Origin of the sequence: Kribbella sp. NPDC051587 (assembly GCF_044453945.1) — a bacterium.
Lineage (GTDB): Bacteria > Actinomycetota > Actinomycetes > Propionibacteriales > Kribbellaceae > Kribbella.
In genome coordinates this window covers 823,488-846,499 of the sequence record NZ_JBITDE010000002.1, presented here as the reverse complement: position 1 = coordinate 846,499, position 23,012 = coordinate 823,488, and the positions used below count along the sequence as shown (strand labels likewise).

At 67.8% G+C, this 23,012-nt stretch carries 21 protein-coding genes; 2 read left to right on the top strand and 19 right to left on the bottom strand.

Annotation, left to right across the window (positions count from 1 at the left end):
* Positions 1 to 17: 17 nt before the first annotated feature.
* Positions 18 to 1,187 (top strand): MFS transporter, encoded by a 1,170-nt coding sequence (locus tag ACIA49_RS10455; protein ID WP_396376831.1) that lies wholly within the window; start codon positions 18 to 20, stop codon positions 1,185 to 1,187.
* A gap of 993 nt (positions 1,188 to 2,180) precedes the next feature.
* Here the strand turns inward: ACIA49_RS10455 and ACIA49_RS10450 are convergent.
* From ACIA49_RS10450 to ACIA49_RS10395, 12 genes are read right to left on the bottom strand one after another with little or no spacing between them, the layout of a single operon-like run.
* On the bottom strand, positions 2,181 to 3,509 hold the full coding sequence (locus ACIA49_RS10450) for a hypothetical protein (protein WP_396376830.1): 1,329 nt from the start codon (positions 3,507 to 3,509) through the stop codon (positions 2,181 to 2,183).
* Entirely contained in the window at positions 3,506 to 4,468 is a 963-nt protein-coding gene (locus ACIA49_RS10445; RefSeq protein WP_396376829.1) for an alpha-ketoacid dehydrogenase subunit beta, read from the bottom strand. The genes ACIA49_RS10450 and ACIA49_RS10445 overlap by 4 nt, the downstream gene beginning before the upstream one ends.
* Positions 4,468 to 5,409: a thiamine pyrophosphate-dependent dehydrogenase E1 component subunit alpha gene (locus tag ACIA49_RS10440; protein WP_396376828.1), complete on the bottom strand. Its 942-nt coding sequence runs from the start codon at positions 5,407 to 5,409 to the stop codon at positions 4,468 to 4,470. The genes ACIA49_RS10445 and ACIA49_RS10440 overlap by 1 nt, the downstream gene beginning before the upstream one ends.
* Positions 5,410 to 5,412: 3 nt before the next feature.
* On the bottom strand, positions 5,413 to 6,231 hold the full coding sequence (locus tag ACIA49_RS10435; protein ID WP_396376827.1) for a DUF3050 domain-containing protein: 819 nt from the start codon (positions 6,229 to 6,231) through the stop codon (positions 5,413 to 5,415).
* A 13-nt stretch (positions 6,232 to 6,244) separates the two neighbouring features.
* Positions 6,245 to 7,150 (bottom strand): phytanoyl-CoA dioxygenase family protein, encoded by a 906-nt coding sequence (locus ACIA49_RS10430; protein WP_396376826.1) that lies wholly within the window; start codon positions 7,148 to 7,150, stop codon positions 6,245 to 6,247.
* A complete protein-coding gene (gene hppD, locus ACIA49_RS10425; RefSeq protein WP_396376825.1) occupies positions 7,140 to 8,207 on the bottom strand; it encodes a 4-hydroxyphenylpyruvate dioxygenase in 1,068 nt (355 codons plus the stop codon). The genes ACIA49_RS10430 and hppD overlap by 11 nt, the downstream gene beginning before the upstream one ends.
* Positions 8,208 to 9,530: a beta-ketoacyl-[acyl-carrier-protein] synthase family protein gene (locus ACIA49_RS10420; RefSeq protein ID WP_396376824.1), complete on the bottom strand. Its 1,323-nt coding sequence runs from the start codon at positions 9,528 to 9,530 to the stop codon at positions 8,208 to 8,210. It lies immediately after the preceding gene.
* Positions 9,527 to 11,113: a class I adenylate-forming enzyme family protein gene (locus tag ACIA49_RS10415; protein WP_396376823.1), complete on the bottom strand. Its 1,587-nt coding sequence runs from the start codon at positions 11,111 to 11,113 to the stop codon at positions 9,527 to 9,529. Before ACIA49_RS10415 ends, ACIA49_RS10420 begins: the two co-directional genes overlap by 4 nt.
* A complete protein-coding gene (locus ACIA49_RS10410; protein WP_391541462.1) occupies positions 11,110 to 11,580 on the bottom strand; it encodes a hypothetical protein in 471 nt (156 codons plus the stop codon). Before ACIA49_RS10410 ends, ACIA49_RS10415 begins: the two co-directional genes overlap by 4 nt.
* Positions 11,577 to 12,590 carry a beta-ketoacyl synthase N-terminal-like domain-containing protein gene (locus tag ACIA49_RS10405; protein WP_396376822.1) on the bottom strand — a complete coding sequence of 338 codons (1,014 nt, stop codon included), beginning with the start codon at positions 12,588 to 12,590 and terminating at the stop codon, positions 11,577 to 11,579. The genes ACIA49_RS10410 and ACIA49_RS10405 overlap by 4 nt, the downstream gene beginning before the upstream one ends.
* Positions 12,583 to 12,810, bottom strand: a complete 228-nt coding sequence (locus ACIA49_RS10400; protein WP_396376821.1) for an acyl carrier protein — start codon at positions 12,808 to 12,810, stop codon at positions 12,583 to 12,585. Before ACIA49_RS10400 ends, ACIA49_RS10405 begins: the two co-directional genes overlap by 8 nt.
* A complete protein-coding gene (locus ACIA49_RS10395) occupies positions 12,810 to 13,064 on the bottom strand; it encodes an acyl carrier protein (protein ID WP_391541459.1) in 255 nt (84 codons plus the stop codon). Before ACIA49_RS10395 ends, ACIA49_RS10400 begins: the two co-directional genes overlap by 1 nt.
* 17 nt (positions 13,065 to 13,081) lie before the next feature.
* On the opposite strand from ACIA49_RS10395, the gene ACIA49_RS10390 reads away from it, so the two are divergent.
* Positions 13,082 to 13,675, top strand: a complete 594-nt coding sequence (locus tag ACIA49_RS10390) for a 4'-phosphopantetheinyl transferase family protein (RefSeq protein ID WP_396376820.1) — start codon at positions 13,082 to 13,084, stop codon at positions 13,673 to 13,675.
* On the opposite strand, the gene ACIA49_RS10385 is transcribed toward ACIA49_RS10390, so the two are convergent.
* The 7 genes from ACIA49_RS10385 to ACIA49_RS10355 all read right to left on the bottom strand — a co-directional run bounded on the left by ACIA49_RS10385 (position 13,606) and on the right by ACIA49_RS10355 (position 23,010).
* A complete protein-coding gene (locus ACIA49_RS10385) occupies positions 13,606 to 14,988 on the bottom strand; it encodes a class I adenylate-forming enzyme family protein (RefSeq protein ID WP_396376819.1) in 1,383 nt (460 codons plus the stop codon). The two genes, ACIA49_RS10390 and ACIA49_RS10385, sit on opposite strands and share 70 nt — an antisense overlap.
* Positions 14,989 to 15,296: 308 nt before the next feature.
* The gene (locus tag ACIA49_RS10380) at positions 15,297 to 16,061 is read right to left on the bottom strand and encodes a phosphotransferase (protein WP_396376818.1); all 765 of its coding nucleotides are present in this window, start codon (positions 16,059 to 16,061) and stop codon (positions 15,297 to 15,299) included.
* 9 nt (positions 16,062 to 16,070) lie between these two features.
* Positions 16,071 to 16,778, bottom strand: coding sequence for a class I SAM-dependent methyltransferase (locus tag ACIA49_RS10375; RefSeq protein ID WP_396376817.1), 708 nt, complete (start codon positions 16,776 to 16,778; stop codon positions 16,071 to 16,073).
* A 1,309-nt stretch (positions 16,779 to 18,087) separates the two neighbouring features.
* Positions 18,088 to 18,981, bottom strand: coding sequence for an N-acetylmuramic acid 6-phosphate etherase (murQ, locus tag ACIA49_RS10370; protein WP_396376816.1), 894 nt, complete (start codon positions 18,979 to 18,981; stop codon positions 18,088 to 18,090).
* 91 nt (positions 18,982 to 19,072) lie between these two features.
* Entirely contained in the window at positions 19,073 to 19,960 is an 888-nt protein-coding gene (locus ACIA49_RS10365) for a MurR/RpiR family transcriptional regulator (RefSeq protein ID WP_391541453.1), read from the bottom strand.
* Positions 19,961 to 19,996: 36 nt separating this feature from the next.
* Positions 19,997 to 21,673, bottom strand: a complete 1,677-nt coding sequence (locus ACIA49_RS10360) for a serine hydrolase (RefSeq protein ID WP_396376815.1) — start codon at positions 21,671 to 21,673, stop codon at positions 19,997 to 19,999.
* 44 nt (positions 21,674 to 21,717) lie between these two features.
* Positions 21,718 to 23,010 carry an exo-beta-N-acetylmuramidase NamZ domain-containing protein gene (locus ACIA49_RS10355; RefSeq protein WP_396376814.1) on the bottom strand — a complete coding sequence of 431 codons (1,293 nt, stop codon included), beginning with the start codon at positions 23,008 to 23,010 and terminating at the stop codon, positions 21,718 to 21,720.
* Between the last annotated feature and the right edge of the window lie 2 nt (positions 23,011 to 23,012).

The following is a 23,012-nucleotide window of genomic DNA, read 5'->3' as shown; positions in this document are numbered from 1 at the left end:
GACCTAGCGTTGCAGGTATGACGACCTGCGAAGTCCCCGTCGAGCGATCCGCACCACTGCTGGGCGGGCAGTTCTTCCGCCTGCTGGTGATCGTTCTCGGGTCCGGGCTGAGCATGTATCTGCTGACTTCGGTCGTCCCGCTCTACCTCGCGGCGAACAGCTCGGCCGGGCTCGGCCCCGGCCTCTCGACCGGCGCGATGATGCTCTCGGCCGTCGCGATGGAACTCGTCGTCCCGCGGCTGCTGGCCCGCTGGGGCTACCGCGTCGTACTCGGCCTCGGCCTCATCCTGATGGGTCTTCCCGCGGTGGCCTTGATGTTCACCACGTCGCTGCCGGTCGTCGTACTGATCAGCATGATCCGCGGCGCCGGCCTGGCCATCAACGTGGTCGGTGCGGTCGCCCTGATCGCCGACCTGGCGCCGCCGAGCCGGCGCGGTGAAGCTCTCGGCGTGTACGGCGTCGTCGTCGGCGTACCCGCGGTCGTCGGCCTGCCACTCGGCGTCTACCTGATCAACGTGATCGGCTACGACGCCTTGTTCGCCATCGCCGCGGTGCTGGCACTCGCGGTCCTCGGTCTGACGGTCGGCATCCCCACCCGGACCACCACCGAGAAGTCCCACGTCAAGGTCCTGCACGACCTCCGCGGCAACGGCCTACTGATGCCCGCCTTCGTCTTCGCCGGCGTCACCCTCGCCGCCGGCATCAGCATCACGTTCCTCCCCCTTGCCGCCGGCAACCATTCCCTGGCCGCCACCGCCCTCTTCCTCCAGGCCGCCACCGCCCCCGGCGCCCGCTGGCTGGCCGGCCGCTACGGCGACCGCCTCGGCCACGCCCGTCTGCTCCCCCTCGCCCTGCTCCTCGCCACCCTGGGCGCCGCCGGCCTCATCTTCATCACCACCCCCGCCGCCGTGATCGCCGGCGCAACCCTCTTCGGCATCGGCTTCGGCGCCGCCCAGAACCTCACCCTCACGATGATGTACGACCGCGCCCCCACCTCCCGCTACGGCCAGGTCAGCGCCCTCTGGAACCTCGCCTACGACGGCGGCTGGGGCATCGGCGCCATCGCCTTCGGCACCGTAGTCGCCACCACCGGCTACCCCCTCGCCTTCGCCCTCACCGCCGCCACCATCGCCCTAGGCCTCCTCCCCGCCCTGAGGGCCGCCACCCGTTCCCCATCTCATCGGTGAACCCACGAGATCTCATGGGCTCCCCCGCCACCTGGTGGGCCCCCCATGGGTGAACCCACCAGCCACCCTTCCCCTCTGATGGGTCAACCAGCCTCGTGGTCCCCTCCTCCCCCGGCAATTTCACCGGAGATCCCCTCAAGTGGCTGGTTCTCCCCTCAAAATTCGAGCAGAGAAGGGTCCATTTGCGGGGAGATCCGTCCAAATGCGCGCGGACACGGCTTTGCGTGGAGCTACTGCCGCTGAGCGGCAGTAATCATCCGCTAATCGGCTGACGCCCGCGCTCGCCGGACCGTCGCTGCGCGACTCGGCCGCCTTCGGCGGTCGACTGAAACCTTCGGGTGATCGTCCGCGGTGGCTGAGGTGGATGGTGCGGCCGGCGACCACGTTCACGCCGCCTGGGTCTGACGGGCTGTGGCTGGGCTAGTGATTGAGGTCATCTGCGAGTGCACGTCGCGCGGGGCTGGGGACACCTACCTGCCGATGCCGGTACGTTCCACTAACCGGACTCCGCCACCCCGAAGACGGGAGCTGGGGACACTTACCTGTCGATCCAGGTGCATTCCGCTCCCCAGCGATGGAGTGAAACCACTGCGAGGGTTAGCCAGCAAGCCTCCTCGCTGCCGGCGGCAGCCACAGCCCGTCAGCCCCAAGCAACGTGCACACGATCGCCGGCCGCACCATCCCCCTCAACCCCGCGCCCACCTCAGCCACCCGCCACTGTCAATCGGCCGCACCGGCGACCAGCCACCGCCGTACCCCGTCGGCCGCAGCCGAGCGAGCGCACGGGGTTGCCCCCTGAACTGGAGGGTCGCCCCCAGCAAATGTGAGCGGGCAACCCACCAACTCAAGGGTCATCCACCGACCTGAAGGGTTGCCCACCGGGAGGCGGGGTTGCCCACTCGGATGGAGGGTTGCCCTGTGCAAATGTGAGGGGGCAAGCCACCAAGTCAGGGGTTATCCACTGGGGTGGGGGGTTGCCCGCTGGGCTGGGGGTTAGGGGGTTAGGAGGAGGCCGCTGGTGAGGGCGCCTTGGGCTACGTTGACGACTGGGCCGGCGCCGGGGACGGCGAAGCGGAGGTAGGCGCCTGCGGGGACGCCGCCGAAGAGGTACGGGGCGAGGCAGAACGGTACGTCGGCTTCCTTGACCGCGCCGGTGTCCATCTCGACGAACTGCATGGTCAGCCGGTCCACCGGCACGTACTTCTGCAGGATGTACCCGCTCTCCTCGAGCGCTTGGTCCACTGCGTCAACCCACTCGGCGGCCGACACCTCGGGCCCCACCACGACGCCGACGCCGCCATAGGAACCGGACGGTTTCAGCACGAGTGACTGCTGGTCCGCGAGAGCACGGGACCGCAGTGATGCCGTCAACACCTCGGTGCGCGGGACGTGCCGCCGTACGACGTCGGCGTCGGCTGGAGCGAGCGTGTCGAGGTCATCCCACAGCCACGCGAAGATCGCCTTGCTCGCCAGCAACCAACTCGCAGTCGGCGTGAAGATCCGCACGGCCCCCGACTGAACCGCCGTACCGAGTGCATCCAGGCCGGCACTCGGCATGGTGCCTTGCGGGACGAACATCCGCAGTACGGCGTCAATCGGGCCATCGTCCACACACAACCGTCCGTCGTCATCGAGCGTCAACCACTCGACCGGGTAGACCCGCATGTCCAGGCCTAGCTCCCGGCCGCGCTCGCTGAACGGCTCCAGCAGTTTGATCATCGCCAGCCCGTCTTGCGACCCCGGATAACTCCCACCGGTCGTGAAGACCATCGCCAGCCGATCGCGCCCATCAAGCGAGAGCGCTGAACGCACCGCCTCATACCGGGCATCCACCGCAGACGGCGGCGCGCTCAGCCCCACACCATCAAGTGCCGGATCACCGACGTACGCCGCAAGGAAGCGCGCGGCGATCCCGTCCGAGTCGTGTGCACCGCCGAGGGCGCTGTCGATGTTCGCTTCGACCATGTACGGCGTTCCGTCCGCGAGCAGGATGTCTGCCCGGACACCGCCGAGCAGGTCCTCGGTCAGCGGTAGGTCTTCGTCGAGCAGGTCGATCGCCCCGACCGGCATCCCGAGCGCCTCGCGCAGTTCGCCTGCGGTCGTTGCGCGTTGCTGGCACGCGGTCAGGATCAGCCTCGCCACGGTAGCCGAGATCGCGGTGAACTCGTCGTACACCGAAGCCGCCATGATCGGGGGCCGGAGCGGTCGCCACTGCTTGTTGTGCGTGGCAACTCCGTCGTACACCGACGGCCACGCGTCGACGCCGACCGCGAGCAACGCCGTACGGGTTGCTTCGGGCAACTGGTTCCACAAGTCGGTCACGACATCTCCAGGAGGGCGGTGAGGAGTTCGTCCCGGCCGGGCTGAACGGCGCGGTCGAGGGCAAGGGCAAACGGGAGTACGGCGCCGTTCGGGCGGGTGATGCGTCGCGGCGGCGCCTTCAGCACGCACTGTTCGGCGACGACCGCGAGGACCTCGGCGGCGAATCCGCTGGTCCGGTTGGAGTCGTCGATGACGACGAGGTGGCCGGTCTTCTGCACCGACGCGACCAGACCAGCCTCATCGAGCGGATAGACCGTGCGCGGGTCGAAGACCTCGACCGAGACCCGTCCGGTCAGCTCGTCAGCGACCGCCAGCGCGTCGTGTACCAAGTGGCCGAGGGCAACCACCGTCACATCATCGCCTGCCCGTGCCACGCGGCCAACGCCCAATGGTACCGGCGCGAGGGCGGCGAAGTCGAGATCCTCACGCACTCCCAAGGCAGCCGAGGGAGCGAAGAAGACCACCGGGTCGTCATCGCGAATCGCGGTGACCAACAGGCCGTAAGCATCGGCAGGCGTCGCCGGCACCACGGTCTTCACGCCGACATGAGCGAACAGCGAGTACGGGTGATCTGAATGCTGACCGGCCCACCCGGTCCGCGAACCCGACCCCGGTACGACGTACGTGACCGGCACCGCGCATTGACCGCCCGTCATCAGCGAGAACTTGTGTGCCTGGTTGGCGATCTGCTCGAAGACGAGGAACAGCAATGACGGGATCTGGAACTCGATCACCGGCCGCATCCCGGCCAGCGCCGCACCGGTCGCGAAGTTCGTGAACGCCTGCTCGGACAACGGTGTGTCCAGCACGCGGTCGTCACCGAACCGGGCATGCAGACCGGCCGTCACGTTGGACGCCGCCGCACGGATGTCCTCACCGAGCACGAAGACGGCCGGATCGCGTTCCAGCTCGTCCCCCAGGGCCCGGTTCAGTGCCTTCAGATAGGAGAGTTTCGGCATCAGATCTTCCCGGCATAGAGGTACGAGAGTGCGGCAGCGGGATCTGGGTGGGCGCTGCCCAGTGCGATGCCCGCCGCCGCCTCCAGTAGCGACTCGACCTCGGCATCGACGGCCGCCCGATCCGCGGCCGTCAGCCGTGCGCCCTGGATCTCCACTGGACACCGCGAACGCCCAGTCGTGATCTCTTCGGTCGAGCGATAGGTGAGCCGGCTCCGGTGCTCGAACGTGTGGTGTGCGTCGAACCGATAGGTCAGGCACTCCAGGAACGTCGGCCCCTTCCCGGCCCGGGCCCGGGCGACCGCCGTACTGGTTGCCTCCAGCACCTTCTCCGGGTCCTGGCCGTCGACGGTGAAGGCGGGGATGCCGAAGGCGCGGGCCCGTGCGGTGATGCTGCCGGCAACGGCGGAGGCGACCGGCATGGTGGTCGCGTAGCCGTTGTTCTCGCAGACGAAGATCACCGGGACCTGCCAGAGCGCAGCCAGATTGAAGGCCTCCAGCAACATTCCCTCGTTCATCGCGCCATCACCGAAGAACGTCGCGGCCACCGTGTCGCGGCCCAACTGGCGAGCGGCCCACGCGGCACCGGTCGCGATCGAACCGGCCGCGCCGACGATCGCGTTCGCGCCGAGAATCCCGAGGCTGAAGTCGGCCGCGTGCATCGAGCCACCGCGGCCCTTGTTCAGACCGGATTCGCGCCCCATCAGTTCGGCCAGCATGCGGGCCGGGTTCGCACCGCGGGCGAGCACGTGCCCGTGACCGCGGTGCGTACTGGTGATCACGTCGTCCGGGCCGAGCGCCGCGCAGACACCGGCCGCGATCCCCTCCTGGCCGATGTACGGGTGGATCCCGCCGACGATCTCTCCGGACCGCACGTACTCGATCGCCCGTTCCTCGAACCGGCGGATCAGCCGGACGGTCCGGTAGAGATCGGCTGCGCTCATGGGTCAGACCGTCGCCGGGGCGGTCGTGACGACGGCGGCGGCGATCGCGTCCCAGAGCCGGGCGCGCGCCGCGAGCGCGGTGTTGATCGTGTCCGCGCAGGCGTCCCACTTGGCCTGGTCGTCACCGCACAGGTCGGCGACCATCTGCATCGCCATCGGGGTGTGGAACTCCCCGTCCACCTCGATGTGCCGCTCGAGGTAGTCGACGAAGGTGTTCAGCTTGTTGGAGCGCTCGTTCACCGCGACGACCTGGGTGAACATGTCCGGGATCAGGTCCTCCCGGCCGAACGCGAACGCGGCCGCCTGGCAGTGCACCGGCGCGTTCTCGATGATGCCCCAGGTGGTCCCGGCGAAGTCGATCGAAGCCTGCGGTACGCCGGCCGCCGCCAGCGACTCGACCACCGGAGCGCCACCGCGGAGCAGGTCGATCAGCTTGTCGATCGCGCCGGTGTCCGCGCCGGCCTCGTGCATGCCGTCGACGTACAGCTCGAAGTGGCTGATGAACGCCGGCCTGCCGTCGTCGCCGCCGAGTTCGTCGCTCTCCTCGACCATCACGATGTCGTTGATCAGCCGGCGGCTGCTGCGGTGCTCGGTCGGGATCCACGGCACCGTGACGCAGGTCAGCTCGCGCTGCAGGGACTTCAGCAGGGACATGAAGTCCCAGACCGCGAAGACGTGGTGCTCCATGAAGGTCACCAGTGCTTCGTGCGTGTCCAGGAGGGCGTAGAGCGGGTGCTGGACGACCTTGTCGCGGGCCTCCGAAACGGCCTTCTCCAGCTGCTCGATCCCGGGGTGCGTCTGACCCCAGTCGTAACGTGACATAGCGGTGTTCCTCTCAGCGATCGGCCCAGAGCGTCGGGCAGTACTCGGGATCGGCGTAGTCCGGCCGCCCGTCGGAGGTCCGCCGTACCAGGACGTCGTGGTTGTACGCCGCCGTGGTGCCGTCGGTCAGCGGGAACTCGCGATAGCGGTTGTCCCCGTCCTGCAGGTGCAGCGAGATCGCCCGGCGCGGGCGGTCGCTGACGTTCGCACCGCTGCCGTGATAGGTCCGGCAGTGGTGGAAGTTCATGTGGCCGCGCGGGATGGTGATCGGGAGCTTGACGACCTCGGCCCCGTTGTACGACGCGTTCTCGGCCAGCATCTGGTCGAGTTGCGACCGGTCCCGCTCGGCGAAGTGCCGCACGACGGTGTCGTCGGAGCCGATCTCACGCCAGCGGTGACTGCCGTCGACCATCGTGATCGTGCCCATCTCGGGCGGGCAGTCGTGGAACGGGATGAACGCGGTCAGCATCTTGTCCGAGGCCGACGACGACCAGTAGTGCTTGTCGAAGTGCCAGGGCACGATGTTCGACGGTTCGCCCTCGACCGGCGGCTTGTAGATCAACGTGGACTGGAAGATCCGGATCTCGTCGGTCTGCGCGAGCCGGGCCGCGACCGCACCGATCAACGGCTTGCGGAGGATCTTCGCCAGCCCGTCGTGCTCGTAGTGCACGTAGTCGTTGTGCCGCTGCACGTTCCCCTTGGAGGGATCCCAGTACGCGAGCTTGGGCGGGGCCGTCGGGAGGGTCCGGTCCCGCTCACCGGCGTAGTACCGCTCGCTCGCGTTGACGAGTTCGTCGGTCTCGTCGTCGGTGAGCAGCTTCTTCGAGAGGTACCAGCCGTGCTCGTTGTAGAAGGCAACGTCTTCGTCGGTGGGGAGGAGCTCGATCTCCTCCTCGGAGAGCTTGAACTCAAGCGTCATGAGCGAGCTCCCGCTCCTTGGCTTCGTACAGGGCCTTGATGTTGCCGCTGCCGAACGTCATCGCCCCGCGCCGCTCGATGATCTCCAGGAACAGCGTCCGCCGGACGTGCATGGACTCGGTGAAGATCTGCAGCAGCTGACCCCAGTGGTCGCGGTCGACGAGGATGCCGCGTTGCTGCAGGTCCTCGACCGGTGTCTCCACCTCCCCGACGCGTTCGGCGAGAGCGTCGTAGTACGTCGAAGGTGTACCGAGGAAGTTGACGCCCCGGTCGGAGAGCGTGCTCACCGCTTCGACGATGTTGCTGGTGCGCAAGGCGATGTGCTGGACGCCGGCGCCCGCGTGCCAGGTGAGGAAGTCGTTGATCTGTCCCGGCCGGCGGCTCAGGTCCGGCTCGATCAGCGTGAACGTGACGTGCTTCGACGGGCTCTGGACAACCTTCGACTCCATCCCCTGTCCTGCTACCTCGATGTACTCCTCGAAGATCCGCGGGAAGCCGAACACCTCCTCGTAGAACTTCGCGGTCGGCTCGAGCTCGCCGGACGGCACACAGATCGCCAGGTGGTCGATCTCGCTGAACAGCTTCTCGTCCGGTACGCCGCCCGGCGCGGTCAGCTGGATCGGCCCCGGGAGGAACTCGTGTCGCGGCCCGTGCCGTTCGACCAGCCGATGGATCACGTCACCGAAGCCGGCCACCTCGGCGACCACCACGACCGCTTGCCCGGCCTCGAAACGTTCAGGCTCCTTGAGACCAACAGCCCCGCGGCCGGTCAGTTCGTCGTACGCCGCCGTCGCGTCGTCGACCTCCATCGCGACGATCGCCACGCCGTCACCGTGCCGCTGGACATACTCCGCGGCCGGGTGGTCAGCGACCAGGCCCGTCGTCAGCACGATCTGTACGGCGTCCTGTCGCAGCAGCAACGACCGCTGATCCGGCAGCCCCGTGTCGGGCCCACCCTGACCATGTACCTGCAGCCCGAACGCGTGCCCCAGGTAGAACGCCGCCTGCCGAGCGTCGCCCACGTACATCTCCACGTGGTCGATCCCGTAAATCTCCATCTACGCCTTCTCCTCACTTGATAGTTGCCGGGTCTTCGGCGTACTGGCGGTGCCGACGAGCAGGCTGACGTTCTGGCCGCCGAACCCGAACGAGTTCGAGACGGCGTACTCGAGCTGGACCGCGCGCGGTTCCTTGCGGACGTGGTCCAGCGGGCAGGCCGGATCCGGGTCGTCCAGGTGGTACGTCGGTGGCACCAGGCCGGTGTTGATCGCGAGCGCAGCCGCGGCCGCCTCGACCACCCCGGAGGTGCCGAGCATGTGACCGGTCAGCGCCTTGGTGGAGCTGACCGCTGGTGTGTGGTTGCCGAAGGCAAGGCCGATCGCGACGGACTCGGCAACATCACCGAGCTTCGTGCTGGTGCCGTGCGCGTTGACGTAACCGACCTGCTCGGGCTGGATGCTCTTGAGCGCCATCCGCATACAGGCCGCGGCTCCCGTGCCGTCCGGTCGCGGTGCGGTCGGGTGATGCGCATCCGAGTTGACGCCGTATCCGACCACGTCGGCGTACCCACTCGCGCCGCGCGCGGCCGCATGCTGGGTGCTCTCGAGAACCAGGAGAGCCGCACCTTCGCTCAGCACGAACCCGTTACGCCGAAGGTCAAACGGCCGACTGGCCTCCGTCGGGTCGTCCCATCCGCGGGCGAGGGCTCGTGCATTGGCAAACGTCTCCGCAAACGTGGGGAACAGCGGCGCCTCACTAGCCCCGCACAGTACGACGTCCGCCTCGCCCGCCCGGATGATCCGCACAGCATCCGCGATCGCCTGAGCCCCCGAAGCACAAGCCGTCCCCACGGCCGACGTGTACCCCCGCATCCCGAACCGGATCGCCACTCGCGCGGCCGGCATGTTCGGCAGAATCCCGGTCAGCAGATAGGGGCTAACAGCAACCTTCCCCCGAGCGGCCCGGTCCAGCACCTGCCGCTCCAGCGTCGCCATCCCCCCAACCCCACCAACGATCACGCCAATGCGCTCAGCATCAACGTTCTCCCCCACCGTCAGCCCCGCATCCGCCAATGCCTCCTCGGCAACCAGCTGAGCGAGGATGACGGTCCGATCCATCACCTTCCCGTCCGGCCCAGCCGCAATCCGCCCCGCATCAAACTCCGGCAAGAACCCACCCAACTCAACCGACCCCGCCACCGGATGTCCTTCCGGCGGCCGGCTGATCCCGGAGCGCCCGTGCAGCAGCGAGGAGAAGACCTCCGCAGCGCCCCGCCCCACGGGAGTCAGCATCCCGATCCCCGTGATGGTGACTCCGGCCGGAGCGGTCTCGGCCTCTGCGGCGTGATCGGCCGCATTCGAGCGGCCTCCCGTCGTACTCATGAGCGGGCCTCGCGGAGAGCGACCTTGCGGACTTTGCCGGTGACGGTGACGGGCACGTCGTCGGCGCCCACCACCGTCACCTTCCGGAGGATGGCGGCGACCTCCTCGCCGACGGCGGCGCGGACGGCCGCCGTGCGGTCCACCTCGGGGGCATCCGGGGTGAGCTCGAGGAGTACGTCGGCGGCGTACCGACCGCCCTCCGCCACAATCACGACCGTGCAGTCGGCAACATCCGGAAGCGCGGCAAGGATGCGTTCTTCGGACAGGGACGTGTACAGCTGCGGTCCCTCGAAGCCGGCGACAGCATCCGGAATGCGATCCAGATGGAAGTAGTGCCCGCCCTCATCGCGATAGACGAGGTCGCCGGTCACGAACCAACCGTTCAGACGGAAGCGATACGTGTTCACCGAGTCGTTCCAGTACCCCGGCGACACCGTCGGCGAGCGGAACCCGAGGATCCCCGCCTTCCCCGCCGGCAACTCCTCACCGGTCGAGCTCAGCACCGTCGCCGACGCGAACTCGTACGGCTTCCCGATGCACCGACCATAGTGCTCGGACTCCAACGTGTGCGTGATGTGGAACCCGTTGTGCCCCATCTCGCTGGACCCCAGCCCATCAATGAAATGCGACCCCGGCACCATCACCCGCCCGGCCCGCGTAACCGTCTCGCGGGACCCAACAGCAACCAACTTCCGAATATGCGGCTCATGCGCGCAGTCCCCCGTGTTGAACCACATCCGCACCGAGTCCAGATCACGCTGGCTCAAATCCTCCCGCGCCAGACCAGCCCACGTGACCGCGAACCCATACACCGCGTGCGGCTTCCACCGCTCGATCTGCCGCAGTACGCCGTTCGCGTCCTGGCTGGACAGCAGCAACATCTCGGCACGATTCCCCACCACCTGGTTAACCATGAGAATCGTTGCCGTATGCGGAATCGGCAGCGCATTCAGAATGCGATCCGTCCCCTGGGCCTGCGGCATCGTGAGCAGATGCTTCAACGCGGCATACAACGTCGTCTGCGTATGCAGAACAGCCTTCGGTACGCCGGTAGTCCCGCTCGTGTGCGTGATCACCACCGGATCGTCCCGATGATGCCGATAGTGGACAGGCGCCTTGGCCGGATCACCAGTCCCCAGCTCCCGCGGCTCAGCCAGTACGTCGGCCTCCAGCAGCTCGCGGTGCCCCGCATCAGCCAGTACGGCGGTCACCCGCAACCGCCGGATGTACTCATCCGCGATCGCCGGCGCCATCTTCCCGTTCAGCAAGGCCGGAATCGCGCCGACCCGGGTCAGCGCGAGGAAGCTCAGCACGACGTCCTGCGCTTCAGTAGCCCAGATCGCGACCACATCCCGTCGCCCGATCCCGTGCTCGTGCAGCCACGCCGTACGGGCCTGAACCCGCTCGTCCAACTCACCCAGCGTCAACGGATACTCGGCCGGAAACCCGTCCACGGCCGTGTCGAAGGTCAGCCCCGGACCACCGAGATCGGCGCCCTGGGCAATCACCGTCGCCAAGACGTTGCCGGTACCGATCCCCGGATCCGCCGCCAACTGCGCTCGCCAGCCCCGCACGTTCTTCATCCCGGGTCTCCCTCACTCACAATCCGCGCGAACGCCTGGTCCGCCTCCACCTGCACGATCAGCATGTGATCGGCGTCGCCGTCCCCGATCAGCAGCGCGGCCTCGTCGAAGCCACCGTCCGTCACGCAGACCACCGGCCCGCGCAGCTCCCAGCGCGCCGCGATCCAGCCCGCGATGCTGTTCGGCACCGACTGGAAGAAGTGCAGCGGACCCACTCGTTTGCCCTCAGCAACCAATCTCCGGACGGTCTCCGCACTCACGCGATCCCCCGGCGTCACCATCACGATCCCGGTCGTCTCACCGAGCACTCCGCCACGCTCCAGGCACCGCCCAGCCGCGGCCGCGGCCAACGGACTGAACGCCGACTCGACAAACCCCGGCACCCCCGGTGGACCCGCTGCCAGGTCATCGCCCGGCTCCGGCCAACTCCCCTCGGCCAGCACCACCAAGTCGTGGACCTCGATCATCCGGCCCTCACCACCAGCGCGGTGTTGGCGCCGCCGAACGCCGAGTTCACCGTCAGCCCGTACGCCGATCCGGCCCGCCGCGGCGCATCGAGAATCAGATCCAGCCCGCAGGACGGATCCGCCTCCAGGAATCCCCCGTTCACCGGCAGCTTCCCCTCCAGCAGCGCCTGCACAGTCACCACGAACTCGACGACTCCCGACCCCTCCAACGCATGACCGTGCAGACTCTTCGTCGAGCTCACCGGCGGGCTGCTCTCGAAAACGGCGCCCAGCGCAGCGGCCTCCGCGGCATCACTGAACGCAGTCCCAGTGGCGTTCGCGTTCACATAGCCGATCGCTTCCGCAGGGACGCCGGCTTTCGCCAGTGCGCGCTCGATCGCACTCGCCAGCCCGCGACCATCCGGTGCCGGCTGACACGGGTGGTACGCATCCCCGGTCCGAGACCAGCCCATCAACTGCGCCTGCCCCGCCCCGGCTTCCAGCACGACCGCAGCCACACCGTCACCGAGCAGCGTCCCGCGCCGATGCAGACTGAACGGCCGCACCACGTTGTCGTCCGCCAACGCCCGTCCGGCGTCGAACAGTGCGAACTGGTACGGCTCCACCAGATAGCCACCGGCCACGACAATCCGCTCAGCCCGGCCGCTACTGATCAACGCGGCCGCGTCGGCGAGCGCCGTACTGCCTGACACACAAGCGCTCGTGTAGACGCGCGCCTGCCCAAAGTCGAAGGCTGGTGCGCTGTGCAGGGCCAGCAGGAGCGGCGTCGCGTTGCGGTCGACACCTGCCTGCGCGCACGCCGTAGCGATCGCCAGATCGAGCTCCTCGTCCAGAGTCCCGACCTCGGCGGCCAGAGCGGCGTACCGGACTCGCAGTGCGTTGGTGTCAAAGCGCCGTACCTCACTGAAGGCGGGCACACCGCTGAGCTGCGCCTCGGGACCACGCCCAAGGGCAGTCAGCACGGAGAGCCCGGTCACGGCGACCGGACGGCGCTGTTGGGGCTCAGACATGGCTGGGCAGCACCTCAGCCAGTACGGCGACCGCCGCGTCGATGGTGGTCATCCGCTCGAGCTGCTCATCCGGCAGCTCCACGCCGTACCGCTGCTCGACCTGGTGAACCAGCCACGCCAGCTCCATCGAGTCGATCCGCTCGGTACCAGCTGGACGCTGCCCAAGTCCGGACAGCCAATCGATGACTTCAGCCCTCCCGGGCGGGGGAAGGTTCGACATCAGACCTGCTGTGCGACCCGGCCGGCCACCTCAGTGGTGAACTCGCCGACCGTCATCAACGCCAACTGCTCGGACTCGTCGTCGGAGAACCGGACGCCGTACTTGTCCTCGACCCGCACCGACAGGTCGGCCAGGGCGAGTGACTCCAGGTCCACTCCGGCCGGGCCGAGGGTCGTCTCGTCGTCGATCCCCTCGACGTCGTAGTTCATGTCCTGCAGTTGCGCGATGACGAAAGCGCGAACCTCGTCCTTCATCGGGTTACCTTCCCTCTGTGAATGTTGCTGTTGTTGATGTCTGGACGGCGCCGGGTGGTGACGACTCGCGCGCCACCGCCCATGCCTTGCTGCTCTCGCTCGCCGGAACCCTCGTGGACGACCCCGTGCTGACGCACGCTGCCGACGGGCGGCCGGAGATCGCCGGGCTGGCGGTGAGCATCAGCCACAGCCGCTCGCTCGTCGCCGTGGCGGCCCGCCGTACCGGCGTCATCGGAGTCGACCTCGAGGACGTCTATCCGCGTGAGGTGAGCGGACTGGCGCGTCGCTGGTTCGACCCCGCCGAGCTGGACTGGATGGCCGGCGACCTGCTCGCGTTCCTGCAGCTGTGGACCGCGAAGGAAGCCGTCGGCAAAGCGCTCGGCCTCGGCCTGCGCAACTCGGGGCTCCGCCGGCGCGTCCCGTTCGAGGACGGTCCCGTCGAGTCGGTGCCCGGCCTGTACGTCGTCCGCCTGCCGCTCGCCGGCGCCGTACTGGCTGTCGCGTTCGACGAACCGCCGCACGAGATCGTTCTGACCGAGCATCACGACACCGCCTTGCGCAGTACGGTGAGGTCGCGGACCAGCTTCCCGGTCGTTGTCCGCGGCAACTGATCGAGCACGTGCAGCGTCCGCGGCCGCTTGTACGACGCCAGCCGCTGCGACAGCTCGGCCTCCAGCCGGGCGGTCTCGCGCCGCTCCTTCAGCTGCAGGTAGGCGGTGATCGAGCCGTCGTAGACGACCACCGCGGCCTCGACGCCGTTGAGAGTTCCGAGCGTGTACTCGACCTCGGTCAGGTCGACCTTCAACCCACCGACCGAAACCTGCGAGTCCAGTCGGCCCTTGATGCTGACCAGACCGGTCTCCGCGTCGATGACGCCCGCATCGCGCGTCCGCAACCAGCCGTCGGACCAGCGCGACGGATCGGACAGACCGAGGTACGGCGATTCCTTCCGCGCGATCTGCAGTTCGCCGTCAACGGTCCGGACGTCGATTCCCGGAGCCGGCTGGATCGCCGGGCGGTGGCGTCCGTACAGATCGGTGCCGATGACACCGACCTCGGTCATCCCGTACATGTTTCCGAGCGGAACGCCGTACTTGTGCTCGAACGCATCCGACACCGCCTTGGGAACCAGTTCGCCGCCGGTCGTCATGCGCTTGAACTGCGGCAACCACGGCGGCTGCTGAACCGAAGCCAGCAAGCCGATATGGAACGGCACACCCAGCACGGTCGCCGGCGTGGTCTCGGCCGCGATCGCCTGAACGATCGCGTCACCCGTGAGCCGCGCCGGCGGTACGAGCTCAACACCGGCGTGCAATCCGTAGAGCAGACCGCCGACCAGGCCGAGCACGTGCACCATCGACGGCAGCAGAATCAGTCGCTCGTTCTTGACCGGTACGCCGTCGATCCGCGTGTACCGCATGATCTCCTCGACCAGGTCCTCCGCGGTCCGGCCGATCACCTTGGAAGGGCCGGTCGACCCCGAACTGAGCTGGACGACGGCATGCGTCGTACTGGCTGGATGTCCTGAATAGCTGGCGATACTCGCGTCGACGTCGACGAACGTGCGCAGTCCCGCCTGCACCGGGCGATCCGGCGACACCACCACCTGCGGCACCAGCCGCTCGATCGCCCGCCGCACCTCGTAGTCGGTCAGCCGGTGATCCAGCAGGATCGCCTGCCCGCCACTGCGCCACACCGCCAGCAAATGCGTCACGAATGCCAGCGACGGCGGTAAACGCAAAGCCACTGCCCCACCCGGACGCATTCCGGACTGGGCCAATTCAATTTGCCGGTCCCGTACTAATCGACGCAGTTTTGCCCGGTCGATCACTTCCGGCAGGCGCAAACACACCTGCCCGTCCGGGCCGCACAGCAGCACGTCGTCGACCCACTCCGCACCGGGCGCGACAACAGACCCGTCCATGGCCATCCGAGCTCCAAAGGCTTTGTACACAAAGGATTCGAAGGCCAGCACCCCCACCAAGGCCTGGCGATGACTGGACGATACGACACGATCACACGGGTGCGCTATGGACCAGAAGTAATGATCCCATTACGCGAAGCAACCCCTCAAAACAAACGCTCCACCCGACCAAAAACAAACCGATGCTAATTTCTCCAACGGTTAGAAATGGCCTACCTTCGGCACGTACCGAAGGGTTCCCCGCACCCTTTCACGAACGGCATCCCAGCACCCGCGAAACATTTTTCGATACACCTTCGGCGCCGGGTTCAGCTCCCGAGCAGCAGCGCGCGATTCGCCAGGATGTACGCGACCGCGGCCCGGTACCCACCGGCGTGATCCTCATCGCGATGGACGTCGAAAGCGGGGTTGCTGGCCTTCACCTGCTGCTCGATGTTGGCGGCGTGCCCCAGCAACCGAAGACCGATCAGGTCCACCAGTTCGGCCGGCTCGACGCCCAGCCCGTAGGCATCACAGAACAAGCGCAACCGCTTGGCGCGATCCGGCTCCTCATCCCATCCGAACGGCTCCAACCAGGCCGGCGGGTGAAACGGCACGAACTGATGAGCGGCGTACGCGAGGTCCCACCGCCGATTGGACGGCCGGATGGTGTCCCAGTCGATGATCCCCACCACCTCGGACCCGTCGAACACGAGGTTCCACGGCGCCAGGTCGTGGTGGCCGATGCAGTCCACCTCTACCGGCGCCGCCACCTCCAGGTCATGCCACATTCCGTCGACCGGCACGAAGCCTGCCGTCGCATCATGCAGTCGCCGGATCGCTCGCGCGACACTCACCAACGCCTCGTCGGATCGAATCGCCGCAGTCAACGGCGGATAGCCGGCCGCGCCCTCGACGTACGTCAAAGTCTCCGTCTCGGCGTCCACCTCGACGATCCGCGGCGCGAGGTCGAACCCCGCCCGCTCGAGATGCCGCAACAGCGCCTGTGCATTCGCCGACCCCCGCCGCCGTACGACAGTGTCGCCACGCCGTACCGGCTTCGAGAACCGCCCACCGCTCAGTTCCTCATCCACCTCGGCAGCCTAAACAGTCGCCACTACCAAGCCCGTCCCTACCGACCGCACGTCAGCGAACCCGGCCTCCCGCAGGACCGTGGCGAGTTCACCCACACTGATCACCCGTCGACGCAGTACGTCGACATCCGTGGTGCCGTCGTCATGCCACCAGGTCCGATGCGTCACCTGCAGCCGCCGTACCGAATCCCACGCCGACATGACCTCAACCGTCGCCGCGACCGTCGCCGCCTCAACGCGAACCGTCTGCCGCACCGACTCAACCCTCGGAGTCGTGAGGGTCGAGAGCACCACAATCCCTTGGTCCGCAACGTGCACCCGCAACGTCTCCGCTGCCGCTTGCAGATCCTCATCACTTCGCAGGTACGACAGGCTGTTGCCGAGACAAGTCACGAGCTCGAATCGCCGGCCAAGCCGCACCGCCGTCAGATCGCCGTACCGAAGATCCACTCCATGGCGGCGTCGGCCGTACCCAACCATCTGGCCCTGTAGATCGACCCCGACCGCCTCGGCCCCGAACTCATCCCGCAACGCCGCCAGATGCCGCCCAGTCCCACACCCAAGATCCAACACGCTGCTCGGCAGCACGGCGTACTCACCCACCAACCGCACAACCTCAGCGACAACCCCGTCATCACCCATCATCGCGTCGTACAACTCAGGCCGCCGGTACGAAAGGTTCGCCTCCGCCAGCAACCGCCCATCCCGCTCATCCACCAACCCACCCAGCCCTCTCCCCGCCAGCGTGTCACCCCCCTGGGCATTTGAGCGGATCTCCCCTCAAGTTGTCCCTTCTCCGCCCAAATTTCGGCTCTTGTGAGGTATGTGTGGGTGGTTCGCGTGTTGTCGGGGCGGCGGGTTGCCTTCCGATCGCAGGATCGCGGCGATGTGATCGGCGAGTGCGAGGGAGTGCGTCGTCGACTGGACGCACCGTGCTGCTGGACATCGATTTCTGGCGGCATTTTCCTTCCACTCGACGTCGGACCATCGTTTCTGTACGGCGACTGAACCCACCCTGCACGCCCGGGGGAAGAGGATGCGGCGGGAGAACGTGGGGTGGCGAGGGCGGACCGCCGTCACCGTCTAACAGTGCGCGGCTCGGACGGTTCACGCCCAGCATCGCTCGCACGAGTCGCCGCACGAGGGATTGGACGGTGGCACAGGTCCGGTACCGGGGGCGCGGGATACAGCACGGGGGTGAGTACACCCTGCGGGGGCCTTGAACACGCTATGCCTTGTCCACAGTCCCCGTTTCCTGTCCCCACCCCGGCAACTTCACCTACTGCCGACGGTGGAACCGCGCCCAGCCAGTCCCATCAGCACGCCGGTCAACTGACCCCACACGGGGCAGAGACCGGTACGCCGGACCACCCACGAATGGGTCAGGAGAGCCCAAATTTCGAGGGGAGAAGGGACAACCTGCAGGGATATCCGCTCAAATTGCGTGGGGTCGGCGGAGGTGCCGCACCCACTCCCGCGCCGGCTCCTCAAGCGCCGTCACCCCCTCGCTCCGGGCACGCGCGCTCCCACGTCGCGCATTCCCGCCCGACCCGCCCCCTTCACGTGGCTACCGCCACTTCCTTCAACAACAATCCCGCCAACCGTCAATCACCTCGCCGCCGCCAAGCCCGCTCCTACGTCGCGTGCACGCGGAACCCGATTGACCGGGACGGGCGCGCGCCGCGAGTTGCACCCACGCTGGGGTGGGCGTGGCGCTGGGGGCGGAGGCGTGGTGACCCTCAGATTCGGATGAAAGCGTGGCGGGCGGTCGCGGAGTGCCCTACGTCAGCGCACGCCGGACGAGCCGCTCAGTCGCGTACAACCGTTGCCCGACAACCCCGCTGCGTATCCGCGCCGGAGGCGCCAAAAGACGGCCGCCGCCGAAGGCGGTGTCCTTTCAGCGGGCGTCCACTCGCTCGCCGCGCCCACTACGATCCGCGATCAACCCCACGCGCATCCGCGCCGGAGGCGCCAAAAGACAGCCGCCGCCGAAGGCGGTGTCCTTTGCGCCCGAAGGTGGTGGGGGTTAGGCGTGGGCGTTGAGGGTGGTTAGGGCGGTGGCTACTCGGCCGTGGGCGGCGTCCAGGGCGGCTCTGGCGGCGGGGATGGGGGCGCCGGTGAGGAGGTGGACGAGGGCCGGTTTGAGTTCGCCGTCGGCTGCGGCCAGGGCGGACTCGCAGGAGGCGTGGTCGGCGCCGGTGGCTTCGGCCAGGATGCGGAGCATGCGGTTGCGGAGCTTCTGATTCGTCGCCACCAGGTCGACCATCAGGTTCGACCAGGTGCGGCCGAGTTTGATCATCAGCGTGGTCGAGAACGCGTTCAGGATCATTTTCTGCGCCGTACCGGCCTTCAACCGCGTGGATCCCGCGATCACCTCGGGTCCGGTATCAGCGGCGATCACGATGTCGGCCAGCGGCGCCAGCGGCGCATCCGGGTTCGACGTCACCAGCACAGTCGCCGCGCCGGCAGCCCGCGCGGCCTTCAAAGCACCAGCCACGTACGGCGTACTGCCCGAAGCCGCGAGGCCGATCGCAATGTCCCGAGCCGTGACGGCGGCCGCATCATCGGCCCCACCCTGCTCGGAGTCCTCGACGTTTTCGACGGCGCGCAGCAGCGCTTCCATTCCGCCCGCGTGGTGGGCGACCACCAAGCCGTCAGGAACGTGGAACGTCGGGAGCAGTTCGGCGGCGTCGAGCACTGCCAGGCGTCCGGACGTACCGGCGCCGAAGTAGTGGACGCGGCCGCCGCTGCGGACGGCCTCGACCGCGCGGTCGACTGCTTCGGCGAGCTGCGGGACGACCGCGGCGACGGCGCCGGCGACCGAGGCGTCCTCGGCGTTCACCATCCGCAGGATCTCGGTCGTACCCACCGCGTCGATGGCGAGCGTGCGGGGGTTGCGCTGCTCCGTCGGTGTGGTCACGGTATCGATGTTAGTTTTCTACTGAAGGATTTTCAATTCTGTTCATCGTTGACAGAAACGGTTGACGTAACGATCCGTACCCACTCGACTCCTAATCCGAACCCTTGAGCCGGTGGCCGCGGACCGAGGTCGCGGTCTCCTCCAGCGCCTTCACCGCGTCCGGCAGCACCTGCTGGGCCACGCCGATGAACAGGCAGTCGATCACCGTCAGCTGCGCGATCCGGGACGACATCGCGCCCGACCGGTACGTCGTCTCGCGGGCGGCCGTGGTGAGCATCAGATCGGCGGTCCGGGCCAGCGGGGAGCGCGGGAAGTTGGTCACGGCAACCGTAGTGGCGCCGTGCTTGGCGGCCTCCTCGAGCGCCTCGACGACCTCGACGGTCACACCGGTGTGCGAGATGCCGATCGCGACATCGCCCTCGCCGAGCAGCGCGGCCGAGGGCAGCGCCATGTGCACGTCGGACCAGGCGAAGGCGACCCGGCGGATCCGGTGCAGCTTCTGCTGCAGGTCGAGCGCGACGAACGCGCTCGCGCCGAAGCCGTAGATGTCGACGCGCGGCGCGTTCACGACCGCGGTCACCACCTTGGCCAGGGCGTCGACGTCGACCTGCTGCGCGGTCTCGCGGACCGCGCGCTCGTCGGCGAACGCGACCTTGCGGACGACGTCGTCGAGCGAGTCCCCCGGCTCGATGTCGCCGCCGACCTCCGGCCGGATGTTCTCCGTCGCCGACTGGGCCGCCAACTGCAGGCGGAGCTGCGGGTAGCCGGGGACGCCGATCTGCTTGCAGAACCGGATGACCGTGGTCTCCGAGGTGGAGGCCACCTCGGCCAGTTCGGAGATCGTCATCGCAGCCACTCCGCCCGGGTCCGCGAGGACCGCGTTCGCCACCCGCTGCTCGGCCGGCGCCAGCGCGGGCATCACCGCGCGGACTCGGACCAGCAGCGGCCCCGTGGGTTCTGGAGAGGTTGTTGAACTCATGACAGCCACGGTACGGCGATCATGTCCCGAACGGGATCACCGACGCGAAAGTCTCCAACCTGTTGCGGTAAATGACTCAGGCGTTCGTTCGCCGTCGAGAAGAACATCACGCCCGCTCGTGATCTTCACACCATCGACGTAGATCCCGCGGCCCTGGTACAGCGGATCGGTCGTGTACCGCCATCGCACCGACCGCTGCCCGGCGGCCAGTTCGGCCGTGACCTGATGCCAGTGCCGGTCACCGGACCCACTGATCGTCCCGTCGGTATCGATCACCGTGCCCCGGTCCCGGACCGTGAACGGCACCTTGGCCCAGGTCTGCCCGTCGGCCGACGTCTCCAGATACAGCAGATCCGAGTCCTCGGTGTCCACGAACAGGTCGAACGCCAGCTTCGCCCCGGCAGCCGGTACGGCGACCGACGTGGCGAGCGTGGTCGTCGTGGCATCCGTCGTCCCGGAGAACCACGCATCCTTGCCGTGCCGCGGGCCGACCCCGAGCGCCAGCGCGAGTCCCTGCGCCACCGCCCGCCGGGCCGGGTTGTTCGAACCCCAGTTGCGACTCGGGTGCACCCGGTTGGTGAGCAGGATCGCGAACGACCGCGAGTCGAAGTCGATCACGAGCGACGTACCGGTGTAGCCGGTGTGCCCGGCGGCGCGTGGTCCGGACAGACCGCTCATGTACCAGCGCTGGTTCAGCTCGAAGCCGAGGCCGTGGTCGTTCCCCGGGAAGCCCTGGTTGAAGTTGGTGATCATCGCGGTCACCGAGGATTCCTTGAGGATCCGCGCGCCGCGGTAGCTGCCGCCGTTCAGGAACGTCTGCGCCAGCACAGCCATGTCGTCCGCCGTACTGAAGACGCCGGCGTGCCCGGCAACGCCACCCAGGGACCACGCGTTCTCGTCGTGCACCGAACCCCAGACCATGCCGCGGTCGGGCGCGGTCTGGTACTCGGTCGCGGCGATCCGCGGCTTCTTCTTGGGGTCCGGGTTGTAACCGGTGTCGCGCATCTGCAGCGGCTTCGTGATGCCGTCGGCAACCAATCGGTCGAGCGGCTTGCCGCTCACCCGGTGCGCGACCTCGCCGAGCGAGATCAGGTTCAGGTCGCTGTAGAGGTACGTCGTCCCGGCCGGGCTGGTCGGCTTCGCGGTCAGCGCCATCTGCAGCCGCGAGGCCGGATCGGGCCGCGAACTCCACAACGGCAGCCACGACGGCAGCCCCGTGGTGTGCGTGAGCGCCTGCCGGACCGTGATCGCGGCCTTGCCGTTCTCGGCGAACTCCGGGACGTAGGTCGCGATCGGCTCGTCGAGCCCGACCTTCCCCTTCTCGACCAGCTGCAGCACCACGATCGAGGTGAACAGCTTCGAGACCGAGGCCATGTCGAAGATGGTGTCGGGGCGCATCGGGATCTGCTGGTCGGCCGGCAGCTCCGTCCCGTTCCCGTCGGCGTACTTGAGGGCCAGCCCCGTCGCCTGACGAGCGACCACGTGCCCGTCGTGCCCGAGCAGCGTCACCGCCCCGGCGTACAGAGGTTTCGCCGTACCGGCCGGCCGCGTCCAGCCGTCGACCTGGGCCAGTGCGGCATCGATCGGCGCCGGATCCAGTCCCACCTGAGCCGGCGAGGCGTCGCGCAACAGCGTCGTCTTCGGCGCGTACCCGTCATAAGGCTGGTCGAACCGGCCGGATTTGTTGCCGTGGGCAACCGCAGGGGAAGTCATCGTCAGCATCACCGCAGAGGCTATCGTGAGCGCAACGGTTCTTTTCACCGATGCGCTCCCTTGTAGAGCAGGTATTTTGCCCGCCGCGCGGTCCACGCGTCGGTCTCGGACTTCCAGGCTGCCACGATCTCCTCGGCCGTCGCATCCGCCGAAAGCATGGTCCGGAAGCGGTCGGACCCGCTGAGCAGGTCGATCCAGCGACCGGGCGGGTTCTCGGCCCGCCAGGCGAAGCCCGGGTAGAGCTTGCGCGCCTCCACGATCATGTGGGTCGCGGCCGTGATCGCCTCGACCTTCGAGGGGTCGGTGATCTGCACCTGCACACCGCCGCACAGCACGTTCGCGTTCTTGCTGATCGTCGGCGTGAAGTAGGCCTCCCGGAAGGCGACGCCCGGAATCTTCTTCGCCTGCAACGCCTGCGCCCAGCGATAGTCGATGTACGGCGCTCCGATCAGCTCGAACGGCCGGGTCGTGCCGCGCCCCTCGGACAGGTTCGTCGCCTCGAACAGGCACAGGCCGGGATAGAGCAGCGCGGTATCCGGAGTCGGCATGTTCGGACTCGGCATCACCCACGTGAGCCCGGTGTCGTCGTACAGCTGGTCGCGCGTCCAACCGCGCACCTGGATCACCTGGAGCTCCTTCAGCCGCGCACCGTTGGTGTCGAGCGGCAGGTACTCAGCGTTGAAGATCCGGGCCAGCTCGCCCACCGTCATCCCGTGCTGCTGGATGATCTCCCGCTTGCCGACCCCCGACGTGTACCCGGGCTTCAGCATCGGTCCGCGCGCAGAACCACCAGTGGGGTTCGGCCGATCCAGTACGACGAAGCGCGCGCCGGTGCGGACCGCCGCCAGCATCGCCTCGTACATGGTCCAGATGTAGGTGTAGAACCGCGCACCGACATCCTGGATGTCGAAGACGACGGTCTCTACCCCGGACTTCGTGTAGAGGTTCACCAGCTTGTCGGCGGTCGCGCCGTACGCGTCGTAGACCATGATCCCGGTCCGCGGATCGACGTGGTCACCCTCTGACCCGCCTGCCTGCGCCGAACCGCGGAAGCCGTGCTCGGGCCCGAAGACCGCGACCACATTCACCTTGCCGGACGCATGCATGACGTCGACGACATGGTTGAGGTCGGACAGAATGCCGGTCGGGTTGCTGATCACTCCGACCTTCTGCCCGGCCAGCGCCTTCCAGTTGTCCTTGGCCAGCACCTCGGCCCCGGTCATCAACCCACGCCCACCTCCTCCGGAGCCGTGGCCGTGCGCAGCCGCGGTCGGTACGTCGAGCAGTGGCGCGGCGGCGATCACGCCGGCACCGGTAAACAGAGTGCGTCGTTTCATCG